Origin of the sequence: Streptomyces sp. NPDC088350 (genome assembly GCF_044753545.1) — a bacterium.
Classification (GTDB): Bacteria; Actinomycetota; Actinomycetes; order Streptomycetales; family Streptomycetaceae; genus Streptomyces.
On the sequence record NZ_JBIVNL010000016.1, the window covers coordinates 12,033 to 24,270 of the forward strand.

Genomic DNA, 12,238 nt, shown 5'->3' on the forward strand with positions numbered 1-12,238 from the left:
AGACACTCATGTCTCACGTGGGTTACTGTTGTCTCATGGCCGTCGACCGTGACCACGTACTCCGCAGCGCAGCCGCCCTGCTCACCCGGAAATCCACGTCCACCATGGACGAGGTCGCCAAGGCGGCCGGGATCAGCAGGGCCACCCTGCACCGCCAGTTCGCCGGGCGTGACGCCCTGGTCCGCGCGCTGGAGGCGTTGGGCATCGCCGAGTGCGAGTCCGCGCTGGACACGGCCCGTCTGGACGAAGGCCCGGCCGCCGACGCCGTACGGCGACTCGTGCGCGCGCTGGAGCCCGCGGCCGGTCTGCTCGCGTTCCTCTACACCGAGAACCAGCTGTTCGAGGGCGAGCAACAGAACGAGGGCTGGACCCGGCTCGACGACCGGATCGCCACCCTCTTCCGGCGCGGCCAGTCCAGCGGCGAGTTCCGCATCGACCTCACCCCCGCCTGGCTCACCGAGGCCCTGTACGGCCTGATGGCGTCCGGTGCGTGGGCGGTCCAGGAGGGCCGGGTCGCCGCCAACGACTTCTCGCACATGATCGTCGAGCTGTTGCTCGGCGGAGCGCTGCGAAGAGACGACACACGGAGAGAGGAATCATGACCAGCACCCTGCAGCCGGCGGCTGTAACCGAGACGGAGAAGCGCCCGGGCCGTTGGCTCGCGCTCTCCGTCCTCGTGCTCGCCGTGCTGCTGGTGGCCGTGGACGCGACCGTCCTGGGCCTCGCAACCCCTTACATCAGCGAGGACTTGAAGCCTTCGGGCACCCAACTCCTCTGGATCGGCGACGTCTACTCCTTCGTCATCGCGGGCCTGCTCGTGTCGATGGGCAGCCTCGGCGACCGCATAGGCCGTAAGCGCATCCTGCTCGTCGGCGCCACCGCCTTCGGCGCGATATCGATCCTCAACGCCTATGCCACGACACCGGAGTTGATGATCCTGGCGCGGGCCCTGCTCGGCGTCGCGGGCGCGACCCTGATGCCCGCCACCCTCGCCCTGATCCGCAACCTCTTCCACGACCCGCGCGAACGCAGCCTCGCCGTCGGCATCTGGGGCGCAACGGCCTCCGCCGGTACGGCAGTCGGCCCGGTGGCGGGCGGCTTCCTGCTCGAACACTTCTGGTGGGGCTCGGTCTTCCTCATCAACCTGCCCGTGATGGCGGTCCTCGTCCTGGTCGGCATCAAGACCCTCCCCGAGTCGAAGAACCCCAACCCCGGCCCCTGGGACCTGATCAGCGTGGTCCTGTCCCTGGTGGGCGTGATCGGCGTGGTCTACGCGGTCAAGGAGGCCGCGACCCACGGCGCCGAGTTGCCCTCGCTCGCGGTGGGCGCCCTGGGCGCGGCGGCCCTGTACTGGTTCGTGCGCCGCCAACTCACGCTCCCCGCACCCCTGTTGGACATGCGCCTGTTCCGCAACCGCGGCTTCAGCGCGGCGGTCCTCGCCGACCTGCTCACCGTCCTCGGCCTGTCCGGGCTGGTGTTCTTCCTCTCCCAGTACCTGCAACTGGTCCAGGGCAGGGGCCCGTTCGAGGCGGGCCTCGCCGAAATCCCCGCCGCCGTGGGCGCGGTGGCGGCCGGCCTGATCGCCGGCCGTGCGGCCCGCCGCTTCTCGGTCCGCACGGTGGTGGCGGGCGGCCTCGCGGCGGTCGGCCTGGCCCTGGCCGTACTGACCACCCTGAGTCAGTCGACCGCCTACCCGATCCTGGGCGCCGCGCTCCTGGTGGTCGGCATCGGCGCCGGCTTCTCCTTCACGGTCACCGCCGACGTCATCCTCTCCTCCGTACCGAAGGAACAGGCAGGCGCGGCATCGGCGGTCTCGGAAACGGCCTACGAGTTGGGCGCTGCCCTCGGCATCGCGGCACTCGGCTCCATCGTGACGGGCGTGTACAGGGGCTTCCAGGCTCCGGCAGGCACTCCGTCCGGCGCCCACGAGTCACTGGGCGGCGCGGTGGAGGCGGCGACAGGCATGCCGACACAAGCAGCCCAGCAAATGCTGACCTCGGCAAGAGAAGCCTTCGTCAGCGGCCTCAGTGTGGCGTCAGCGGTGGGCGCAACGGTTCTGCTGGCAACGGCAGTTGCAGCATGGTTCATGTTGCGAGGCCAACGCCTGGAGAGCGCCCTTTAGGGGCGCGGGGAACTGCGCGACCAGCCACAACGTACCCGCGCCCAAAAACGAACCCCTACGCGGCCTTGGCCTTCGTCGCGTACATGTCCACGTACTCCTGCCCCGACAACCGCATGACCTCAGTCATCACAGAGTCCGTCACAGCCCGCAGCACATACCGATCCCGGTCCATCCCCTCATACCGAGAGAACTCCATCGCCTCACCGAACCGAACAGTCACCCGCCCCGGCCGAGGAAACCCCGCCCCACCCGGCTGCAACTTGTCCGTACCGATCATCGCGAACGGAACAACAGGCGCGCCCGTCATCATCGTGAGACGGGCGATGCCCGTACGCCCCCGGTACAACCGCCCGTCAGGCGACCGCGTCCCCTCGGGGTAGATCCCGAAGACCTTGCCCTCCTCCAGCACCCGCCGCCCGGTCATCAGCGCGGCGACACCGCCGTTCGCCCCGTCCCGGTCCACCGGGATCATGCCGACACCGGTGAAGAACCAGGCCATGAGACGGCCCTTGAAGCCCTCGCCGGTGACGTACTCGTCCTTGCCGATGAAGAACACCTGCCGGTCGCAGACCAGCGGGAGGATCATCGAGTCGATGAACGTGAGGTGGTTGCCGGCCAGGATCACCGGACCGTCGCCGGGGATGTGCTCCACGCCCTCCACCCGTGGGCGGAACATCAGGCGCATGATCGGTCCGAGCACTGCCTTGATGAGCGCGAAGCGGGACAACGGGCCCTCCGGTGTCAAGGGGTTCGATATAAATCTGTGCAGGTGAGGACGATACTCGCGGCTCCCGGGGTATTGCACATCGGGTTCACCGAGGTCTTACGCAGTGTTGACGCACGTTTACCTGCGGTGCCGCGCCGGAGACGTCCCGTAACCGGGCCGCCATGTTGTGACGCATCTCGCCTTCCTTACTGATGACGTGTCAAACCTCGCCGCGCCCACGACATCCAGCGTCACCGTCGTGTTCCGGCCGAGGTCTCCCGTTCGTCATGTACGCGCACCTACGATCGGCGCGCACCGACGGGGCGACGCCAGGAGGTTTCATGGACACGCAGGGAACACAGGGAACGCAGGGGCCGAACGAGCGGGCGAACGGAACAGGACGGCGGGCGCTCCTCGGCGCGGCCGTGCTCGGCGCGGGAGTGGCGGCACTGGGACCGGCGGGTACGGCGAGAGCCGCCGAGGCCGCGACGGCGCGTCACGGAGGCGGCCTCAAGGACCTGCCCAAGCCGACGATCGTCGGGCACCGCGGCACCAGCGGCTACCGCCCGGAGCACACCTTCGGCTCGTACAACCTGGCCCTCGACCTGGGCGCCGACATCGTCGAGGCCGGTGACCTGGTCCCGACCAAGGACGGTCACCTGGTCTGCCGGCACGAGCCGGAGATCGGCGGCACCACGAACGTCGCCGACCACCCCGAGTTCGCCTCCCGCAAGACCACCAAGCTGCTGGACGGCGTCTCCGTCACCGGCTGGTTCACCGAGGACTTCACCCTCGCGGAGCTGAAGACCCTGCGCGCGGTCGAGCGCATTCCGGCCAACCGCCCGCACAACACGCTCTACAACGGCCGCTGGGAGATCCCCACCTTCGAAGAGGTTCTCAAGTGGCAGGACGAGCAGACCCGTAAGCGCGGCAAGCAGGTCTGGATCTACCCCGAGATGAAGCACCCCACCTACTTCCGCAAGCGCGGCTTCGACATGGAGAAGCTGCTCTCGACGGTCCTGCGCAAGCACGGCAAGGACAAGAAGAACTCGCCGGTCCTCATCCAGTCCTTCGAGCCGACCAGCATCCAGAAGATCAACAAGCTCGTCGGCAACCCGCTGGTGGTGCTGCTGTCCGGCACGGGCACCCGCCCCTTCGACTTCGTCGACCTGGGCGACCCGCGCACGGTCGACGACCTCGTCACCCCCAAGGGCCTCGCCGAGATCGCGTCGTACGCGCAGGGCATCGGCCCGACGCTCGACCTGATCATCACGAAGAACGCCGACGGCAGCCTGAACAAGGAGACGACCCTGGTCGCCGACGCGCACAAGGCGGGCCTGATCCTGCACCCCTACACCATGCGCAACGAGAACCCCTTCCTGCCGCTGGAGTACCGCAAGGGCACCGCCGTGGACGCCTACGGCGACGCGTTCGGCGCCTTCAAGCGCTACTTCGCCACCGGCATCGACGGTGTCTTCACCGACAACGCCGACACCGCTCTGCTCGCCCGCGCGGACTTCGTCAACGGCTGAGCCCCGCGCCCCGTTGGAGTGACAGACGGCCGCCCCGGCAACCTTGTGCCGGGGCGGCCACGTCGTGCCGCATATGACACACCAACTCGTCGTGACCTTGCGCCCACTGCTCGCCGCCGAGGCCTCCGCCGAGGCATATGCCTCCGGAACCGAGCCGGGCGACCTCGAACAGGCCGTCTGGCTCCGCCTCCTGGAACGCCTCGACGCCTCCGGCCCACCGGTCGACCCCCAGCGCTGGCTCCGCCGCGCGGTCCGCTCGGAGGCCCAGCGCACCCGACGTACGGCTCGCCTTGAACAGTCGTACGACGACGATCCCGCCGACGACAGCGACCGCGGCCCCGAGCAGGCCGCCCTCACCTCCGACAGGCACCGCGCGCTGCATGACGCCGTGCGCCGGTTGCCCGGTCGCTGCCCGCGTCTGATGGAGGCCCTTCTGTCGCCGAAGGACCTCACCTACCGCGAGATCGCGGGGGAGTTGGGTATCTCACAGGGCAGTCTCGGCCCGGAACGTTCCAGATGTCTGGGATGTCTTCGGCGATTGCTGACGCCGGAGGTTGCGGCCCGCGAAGCACGGGGATAGGAGTGAGGGACCACATGGCGATCAGGTGAGCGGGAGGCGTGCGCACATGGGCATGAGCGTGACCATCTCGGTGGCGACCGAGCAGGACGCAGAGCAGATCTTCAGGCTGCAGTACCTGTGCTTCCAGAGCGAGGCGGCGCTGTACGGCAATTACCGCATCGATCCGCTCGTCGAAAGTCTCGACTCGGTCCGCGAGGAGGTCGGCTCCGACTGCGTCTTCGTCGCCCGGCTGGGCGAGGAGGTGGTCGGCTCGGTCCGCGGCACGGTGACCGAGGACGGCGCGGCGGCCATCGGCAAACTCTGCGTCCACCCGCGCCTCCAGGGCCACGGCATCGGCGCCCGCCTGCTCCGCGCGGCGGAATCGGCGCTCGCCGAGGAACGCGGAGCCAAGAAGTTCCGCCTCCACACCGGCCACCGCAGCGAGGGCAACCTCCGTCTGTACCGCCGCGTCGGCTACGAGACCGTAGGCACCTCCGAGGGCAACGACGGCGTACCGATGATCGTCCTGGAGAAACCGGTCGAGGCGTACGTCGCTACGGCGTGACCGTGTCGGTGGTGTCGGCCGTGCGGTTCTTCCGCAGCCAGTACAGCGCGGACAGCGGCAGCAGCACGGGGATGAAGATGTACCCCGCGCCGTAGTACGACCAGACCGTCGCGTCCGGGAAGGCCGAGCTGTCGATCACGGTCAACGTACCCACGATCAGGACACCCGCGAGTTCGGCGGCGCAGCACGCCTGTGCCGCCCTGCGGGCCCTCTCGCCGCCGCGGATCAGCGAGTACGTGATGAATCCGTACACCACACCCGCTACGGCCGACAGCGAGTAGGCGAGCGGGGCCCGGCCGAACTCGGTGGCGATCTGGTAGACGGAGCGGGACACCGCACCGACCACCATCACACCGTAGAACCAGACGAGCAGCATGCCGGGCCCGCTGATGAGCCGCTTCGGCTTCTCTTCCGCGGTGTTCTCTTCCACGGTGGTCATCTCAGCTTCCCCAGATGTCGTAGAGCCGCACTTCGAGCACCGCGAGGACCACACCGCCGGCCGCGACCGTCGCCGAACCCCAGCGCGTGCGCTCCGCCAGTGACATGAAACCCGCCGCCGGGACCGCCGCGAACGCGCCCAGCAGATACGCCACGAAGATCGCCGTGCCCTGCTCCGCCTTCTCGCCGCGCGCCAACTGCACGATGCCGACCACCAGTTGGACCGTGGCCAGCAGGGTGACGACGGCCATTCCGATGAAGTGCCAGTCCTTCGTCGACTGGTCGCGGTAGGCCGCCCACCCGGTCCAGGCGGCGAGCAGCAGCGCGGCGACACCGATCGTCAGTGTCAGGGCATCAAGCATGCAGTGACCCTATTACGGGCCATAAGGCCGGTGACCGTAGGGTCGAGTGCATGAAGATCCATGCTCAAGCCCTCCTGTTCGACAACGACGGCACGCTCGTCTCCTCCCTCGAATCCGTGCGCAGGTGCTGGACCCGGTGGGCGGACGAGTTCGGGATCACCGCCGAGGACTTCGCACGGGTCGAGCTGCACGGGCGGACCGCCGTGGAGATAGCCGCCGACCTGCTGCCCGCCGATGTCGTGCCGACGGCGGTCGCGCGGATCGAGGCGCTGGAGGTCGAGGACGTGGCCAACGGCGGTGCCGTCCTGCTGCCCGGCACGCGCGATTTCCTCGACGCGCTGCCCGCCGACCGCTGGGCCGTCGTCACCTCCGCCACCCGCCGGCTCGCCGAGGCCCGGCTCGCGCACGCCGGCATCCTCCCCAAGACCCTCGTGGTCGCCGAGGACGTCACCCGCGGCAAGCCCGACCCCGAGCCGTACCTCCTCGCGGCGCGGCAGTTGGGCGTCGACCCGGCCCGCTGCGTCGTCTTCGAGGACGCCCCGGCGGGGCTCAGGGCCGGGCGCGCGGCCGGGATGATCACCGTGGCATTGGCCACAACGCATGAGGCCCATGAGCTGGACGCCGACCTCGTGGTGAACGACCTGTCAGCCCTGTCCGCGCTGGTCAGCGACGGGGGAGTGGAGATCGTCGCGCGTCGCTGACGGCTGTCCGCCGCTGTCCGGCATGCGGACAGCGGCCCTTTGTCAGGACCGTACGTCTGCTTTACTGATTCCATGACCACGACGAGCAGCCGCACCCTTGCGACCGAGGCGACCCTGACGCCCGGTGCTCGTTGTATGTGTCGAATGTGCGCCTTCTAGAGGGCCCCCGCACCACCCCCGGGCTACGCGCCCCAGCCTCGCGCCCCGAAGCGAGCCGCAGTGGCATGTCCATGTGCTGAACGCCGTGCGACTCCGCCGCCCCACGCACATTTCCCCCCTCGTACCAGGGCACACCCACGCCCTTGTACTCGACAGTCATGGAACCCCAGTGATCACCACATCGGGCCTGACCAAGGTCTACCGCTCGCGCGGCCGTGAGGTCACCGCCCTCGACGGCGTCGATCTCCACGTCCGCGAAGGCGAGGTGTACGGCGTCATCGGCCAGTCCGGCGCCGGCAAGTCCTCGCTCATCCGCTGCGTCAACCTCCTGGAGAAGCCCACCGCCGGCACGGTCACCGTCGACGGGCGGGACCTCACCGCCCTCGCCGGGCGCGGACCGCGCGCCGGACGGGAACTCCGGCAGGCGCGCAGCCGTATCGGCATGGTCTTCCAGCACTTCAACCTGCTCTCCTCGCGGACCGTCCAGGACAACGTCGAATTGCCGCTCGAAATCCTCGGCAGGTCCGGAAAGGAGCGCTCGCGCAAGGCACTTGAGCTGCTCGACCTCGTCGGGCTCGCCGACAGGGCGAAGGCCTACCCGGCGCAGCTCTCCGGTGGGCAGAAGCAGCGTGTCGGCATCGCCCGCGCCCTGGCCGGCGACCCCAAGGTGCTGCTGTCCGACGAGGCCACCAGCGCGCTCGACCCGGAGACCACCCGCTCGATCCTCCAGCTGCTGCGCGACCTCAACCGGCAACTGGGCCTGACCGTCCTGCTCATCACGCACGAGATGGACGTCGTGAAGTCGGTCTGCGACTCCGCCGCGCTGATGCGGAACGGGCGCATCGTCGAGTCCGGGACTGTGAGCGAACTGCTCGCCACCCCCGGCTCCGAGCTGGCCACCGCGCTCTTCCCGGTCAGCGGCGAGGCGGGCGGCGAGGACCGGACCGTCGTCGACGTCACCTTCCACGGCGAGGCCGCCACCCAGCCGGTCATCTCCCAGCTCTCGCGCACCTACAACATCGACATCTCGATCCTCGGCGCCGCCATCGACACCGTCGGTGGACTCCAGGTCGGCCGCATGCGCATCGAACTGCCCGGCCGCTACGAGGACAACGTGGTGCCGATCGGCTTCCTGCGCGAACAGGGCCTGCAGATCGACGTGTTGGGCCAGGAGCCCGTACTGCTGAAGGAAGGTGCCAAGTGAGCTGGTCCGAGATGCAGCCGCTGCTGTCCCAGGCGTGTTGGGACACGCTGTACATGGTGGGCTGGTCCACGGTCATCGCCGTCGTCGGCGGACTCCCGCTCGGCATCCTGCTCGTCCTGACCGACCGCGGCGGACTGCTCCAGAACGTCGCCGCCAACAAGGTCATCGGGCAGATCGTGAACGTGGCCCGCTCGCTGCCGTTCATCATCCTCATGGTCGCGCTGATGAACTTCACGCGGACCATCACCGGGACGACGATCGGCCGCGAGGCCGCGATCGTGCCGCTCGCGATCGGGGCAATTCCCTTCTTCGCGCGCCTGGTTGAGACGGCTGTCCGCGAAGTGGACGGCGGGCTCGTCGAGGCCGTGCAGTCGATGGGCGGCAACACCTGGACGATCGTGCGCAAGGTCCTCGTACCGGAGTCCCTGCCCTCGCTGATCTCCAGCACCACGACCACGATCGTCGCGCTCATCGGCTACTCCGCCATGGCCGGCACGGTCGGCGCCGGAGGCCTCGGCGACATCGCCATTCGCTACGGCTACCAGCGCTTCGAGACCCAGCTGATGTGGATCACCGTGGCGATCCTCGCGGTCGTCATCTCCCTCATCCAGTTCGCCGGCGACTACGCGGCCCGCTCGCTGCACCGGCGCGGCGGACGGTCAGGATCCGCGCCGAGGCTACGGCTGCTCAAAGCCGCGTAGGCCCACCCCCCTCACAGGCTCCCCGCACCACCCAACGCGGGGTCGTCATACGCAACACCCTTCAGGAAAGGCACTTTTCGTGCGTAACACCGCAAAGCTCACCACCGCCGTCCTCGCCGCCGGAGCGCTCACCTTCGCGCTCTCGGCCTGCGGCTCGGACAAGGGCTCCTCCTCGGCCTCCTCCGACTACAGCGGACCGCTGGTCGTCGCCGCGAGCCCCACCCCGCACGCCGAGATCCTCGACTACATCAAGGACCACCTGGCGAAGAAGGCCGGACTCGACCTGGAGGTCAAGGAGTTCACCGACTACGTCACGCCGAACACGGCGACCGAGGACGGCTCGGTGGGCGCCAACTACTTCCAGAACCAGCCGTACCTGGACGACTTCAACAAGAAGAACGGCACCCACATCGTGCCCGTCGTCACGGTCCACCTGGAGCCGCTCGGCCTCTACTCCCACAAGGTCAAGAGCGCCGACGCCCTCAAGAGCGGCGCGACGATCGCCGTTCCGAACGACAGCGTCAACGAGGCCCGCGCCCTCAAGCTGCTCGCGGCGAACGGGCTGATCACCCTCAAGGCCGGTGTGGGCAACGAGGCGACCCCCGCGGACATCACCAAGAACCCCAAGAACCTCACGTTCAAGGAGCTGGAGGCGGCCCAGACCCCGCGCTCCCTGGACGACGTCGACGCGGCCGTCATCAACGGCAACTACGCCATCTCCACGGGCCTCAAGCCCGCCAAGGACGCCATCGTCCTGGAGTCCGCGACGAACAACCCCTACGGCAACTTCCTCGCCGTGAAGAAGGGCAACGAGAAGGACCCGCGCGTCAAGAAGCTCGCGAAGCTGCTGACCTCGCCCGAGGTGAAGAAGTTCATCGAGGACAAGTACGCCGGTTCGGTCATCCCGTCCTTCTGACCCATCCCGTCCTTCCGAGTCGTCTTGTAGACAACTCGCCGCAACTCACCGGGTCCACTCCCTCACCATGGGTGGACCCGGTGGTGCGGTTGGGCGCTTTCATGCTGCATGCTGGTCAGCTCAGGGGGCCCTGAACATTTTCCAACGGTTACGGAGCGGCGCATGACTAGCACCTTCCCCAACATCTCCATCAGCACGGAGCGGTTGGTGCTGCGGCCCCTCGACGAGGACGATGTACAGGCCCTGTCCGAGATGATGAACGACGAGCAGGTCGCCTCCTGGACCGACGTTCCCCAGCCGTTCACCCAGGCAGGCGCCCGTGAGTGGATCACCAACTACGCGCCCGCCGAACGGACTTCGGGCCGCGGCCTGGACCTCGCCGTCACCGAGTTCCTCACCCAACGGCTCGTCGGCATCGTCCAGTTGACCAAGACCAACTGGCACGTCAGGTCCACCGAACTGTCGTACATCATCGCCCCCTGGGCGCGCGGCGAGGGATACGCCTCCGAGGCGGCGCTCGCCACCGCCCAATGGCTGTTCGGGGACCAGAAGCTGGAGCGCATCGAACTGCGCACCGCCGCCGACAACACGGCCTCCCAGCAGGTGGCCCAGAAGATCGGCTGCATCAGCGAGGGCGTCCTGCGGGGCGCGTGCATAGCGCACGTCCACGCCGACGACGGCACCTGGGTGGACGTCCGCACCGACTTCATCGTGTGGAGCCTCCTCCCGGAGGACCTGGAGGGCACGGCCGAACAGCTCGAAGACGCCGACGGTTTCACGTCACTCGCCGACTGGAACTGAATCCGGCGGGTACGACCCCGGGAGCACCGCCCAGCCGCACCAGGTACCCTCACGGTGCCCGCGTACGGGCCGCTTCCCCCGACGACCTGCGAATTACCCCTGGAGACTGACGACGATGGCCGACCGCGTCACGGTGATCGGCTGGGACGGCTCTCCGCTGACCGCCGCGGCATGCTCAGCCCTCGGCGCCGCCACCCTGGTGGCCGGCGCGCCCCACCACCTCGCGCTCCCCGAGGTACCGCAGCGCGCCGAGCGCATCCGCCTCGGCAGCGTCGCCCTCGCCGCCCGCCGCATCGCCGGACACCGCGGCACCGCCGTCGTGTTCGCCGACGGGGACCCGGGCTTCTTCGGAGTCGTACGGACCCTGCGCGCACCCGAGTTCGGCCTGGAGGTGGAGGTCGTCCCCGCCGTCTCCTCCGTGGCCGCCGCCTTCGCCCGCGCCGGTATGCCCTGGGACGACGCGCAGGTGGTCGTCGCACACAGGCGCACCCTGCGACGCGCGGTGAACGTGTGCCGGGCCCACACAAAAGTCGCCGTTCTCACCTCACCGGGCGCCGGCCCCGCCGAACTCGGCCTGTTGCTGGGGAGCGTCCAGCGCACCTTCGTCATCTGCGAGGAACTGGGCACCGAGCACGAGCAGGTCACCGTCCTCACCTCGGACAAGGCCGCCGACCGCACCTGGCGCGACCCCAACGTCGTCATCGTCATGGGCGGCCCGGTCGGCCCGGCCGTCACGGCGGGACCGGGCGAGGGCTGGATCGCCGGCCGAGACCCGGCCGCCGTCGCCCGCGGCTGGACCCTGCCCGCCGAGGCCTACGGCGGGCAACTGGGCGAAGGCGAGACGGATCTGCTCCGGGCCGCCCAACTCGCCCGCCTGGGCCCGCGCGTCGGAGACCTGGTGTGGGACATCGGCTGCGGCAGCGGCGCCTTCGCCATCGAGGCGGCCCGCGCCGGAGCCGCCGTCATCGCCGTCGACCGCGACACCCAGGCCTGCACCCGCACCGACTCCGCGGCACGCAGCTTCGGCGTGCACCTCCAGATCGTCCAGGGCGACGCCCCGCACATCCTGGAGAACCTCCCCGAACCCGACGTGGTGCGCGTCGGCGGCGGGGGAGTGGCCGTCGTCTCCGCGGTCGCCGACCGGCGCCCGCAGCGCATCGTGGCGCACGCCTCCACCCGCGACGAGGCCGAACTCGTCGGCCGCGACCTGTCGGAGCACGGCTACCACGTCGAGTGCGCCCTCCTCCAGTCCGTCGAACTCGACACCAGGGCCTGGACGGAGACGGAACGGAGTGTCGCGTTCCTGCTCAGCGGCCTCCTCCCGGAGCGCGTTTCCTGACCCCTCGTACCGTCCCCGTGATCCTGTTGTCGTACTGCGCGCGGTAGGCTGGCGGACTGTTGTACCGCATCGGGTGACCCGGCACTTCGTTCGTCAATGTCCGGAAAACCCGCCCGTTTTGGGGTGAGTGTGG

Annotated in this window: 14 protein-coding genes; 11 read left to right on the forward strand and 3 right to left on the reverse strand. The window is 69.0% G+C overall.

Translation table 11 applies throughout. The features are described from left to right. Window positions 1–35 precede the first annotated feature (35 nt). Window positions 36–602 carry a TetR/AcrR family transcriptional regulator gene (locus ACIQBL_RS41390; RefSeq protein ID WP_401952247.1) on the forward strand — a complete coding sequence of 189 codons (567 nt, stop codon included), beginning with the start codon at window positions 36–38 and terminating at the stop codon, window positions 600–602. Then, a complete protein-coding gene (locus ACIQBL_RS41395) occupies window positions 599–2,122 on the forward strand; it encodes an MFS transporter (protein ID WP_401952249.1) in 1,524 nt (507 codons plus the stop codon). Before ACIQBL_RS41390 ends, ACIQBL_RS41395 begins: the two co-directional genes overlap by 4 nt. A gap of 55 nt (window positions 2,123–2,177) precedes the next feature. On the opposite strand, the gene ACIQBL_RS41400 is transcribed toward ACIQBL_RS41395, so the two are convergent. Then, complete coding sequence (locus ACIQBL_RS41400) at window positions 2,178–2,867, reverse strand: lysophospholipid acyltransferase family protein (protein ID WP_401952251.1); 690 nt, start codon at window positions 2,865–2,867, stop codon at window positions 2,178–2,180. A gap of 302 nt (window positions 2,868–3,169) precedes the next feature. Between ACIQBL_RS41400 and ACIQBL_RS41405 the strand changes: the two genes are divergently transcribed. The 3 genes from ACIQBL_RS41405 to ACIQBL_RS41415 all read left to right on the forward strand — a co-directional run bounded on the left by ACIQBL_RS41405 (window position 3,170) and on the right by ACIQBL_RS41415 (window position 5,484). Beyond that, a complete protein-coding gene (locus ACIQBL_RS41405; protein ID WP_401952253.1) occupies window positions 3,170–4,360 on the forward strand; it encodes a glycerophosphodiester phosphodiesterase in 1,191 nt (396 codons plus the stop codon). A gap of 73 nt (window positions 4,361–4,433) precedes the next feature. Continuing rightward, window positions 4,434–4,940, forward strand: coding sequence for an RNA polymerase sigma factor (locus ACIQBL_RS41410; protein WP_401952256.1), 507 nt, complete (start codon window positions 4,434–4,436; stop codon window positions 4,938–4,940). A 46-nt stretch (window positions 4,941–4,986) separates the two neighbouring features. After that, window positions 4,987–5,484 carry a GNAT family N-acetyltransferase gene (locus ACIQBL_RS41415; protein ID WP_401952259.1) on the forward strand — a complete coding sequence of 166 codons (498 nt, stop codon included), beginning with the start codon at window positions 4,987–4,989 and terminating at the stop codon, window positions 5,482–5,484. Here ACIQBL_RS41415 and ACIQBL_RS41420 read toward each other — a convergent pair. Continuing rightward, window positions 5,474–5,923 (reverse strand): hypothetical protein, encoded by a 450-nt coding sequence (locus tag ACIQBL_RS41420; RefSeq protein ID WP_401952262.1) that lies wholly within the window; start codon window positions 5,921–5,923, stop codon window positions 5,474–5,476. The two genes, ACIQBL_RS41415 and ACIQBL_RS41420, sit on opposite strands and share 11 nt — an antisense overlap. A gap of 1 nt (window position 5,924) precedes the next feature. Continuing rightward, a complete protein-coding gene (locus ACIQBL_RS41425; protein ID WP_401952265.1) occupies window positions 5,925–6,284 on the reverse strand; it encodes a hypothetical protein in 360 nt (119 codons plus the stop codon). Between the two features lie 50 nt (window positions 6,285–6,334). Between ACIQBL_RS41425 and ACIQBL_RS41430 the strand changes: the two genes are divergently transcribed. The 6 genes from ACIQBL_RS41430 to cbiE all read left to right on the forward strand — a co-directional run bounded on the left by ACIQBL_RS41430 (window position 6,335) and on the right by cbiE (window position 12,105). Further along, complete coding sequence (locus tag ACIQBL_RS41430) at window positions 6,335–6,985, forward strand: HAD family hydrolase (RefSeq protein WP_401952268.1); 651 nt, start codon at window positions 6,335–6,337, stop codon at window positions 6,983–6,985. A gap of 328 nt (window positions 6,986–7,313) precedes the next feature. Then, the gene (locus tag ACIQBL_RS41435; RefSeq protein WP_401952270.1) at window positions 7,314–8,348 is read left to right on the forward strand and encodes a methionine ABC transporter ATP-binding protein; all 1,035 of its coding nucleotides are present in this window, start codon (window positions 7,314–7,316) and stop codon (window positions 8,346–8,348) included. Next, window positions 8,345–9,049, forward strand: coding sequence for a methionine ABC transporter permease (locus ACIQBL_RS41440; RefSeq protein WP_401952272.1), 705 nt, complete (start codon window positions 8,345–8,347; stop codon window positions 9,047–9,049). Before ACIQBL_RS41435 ends, ACIQBL_RS41440 begins: the two co-directional genes overlap by 4 nt. A gap of 79 nt (window positions 9,050–9,128) precedes the next feature. Further along, window positions 9,129–9,965: a MetQ/NlpA family ABC transporter substrate-binding protein gene (locus ACIQBL_RS41445; RefSeq protein WP_401952274.1), complete on the forward strand. Its 837-nt coding sequence runs from the start codon at window positions 9,129–9,131 to the stop codon at window positions 9,963–9,965. 162 nt (window positions 9,966–10,127) lie between these two features. After that, window positions 10,128–10,766, forward strand: coding sequence for a GNAT family N-acetyltransferase (locus tag ACIQBL_RS41450; RefSeq protein WP_401952277.1), 639 nt, complete (start codon window positions 10,128–10,130; stop codon window positions 10,764–10,766). Window positions 10,767–10,881: 115 nt separating this feature from the next. Continuing rightward, window positions 10,882–12,105, forward strand: coding sequence for a precorrin-6y C5,15-methyltransferase (decarboxylating) subunit CbiE (cbiE, locus tag ACIQBL_RS41455; RefSeq protein WP_401952280.1), 1,224 nt, complete (start codon window positions 10,882–10,884; stop codon window positions 12,103–12,105). Window positions 12,106–12,238 lie beyond the last annotated feature (133 nt).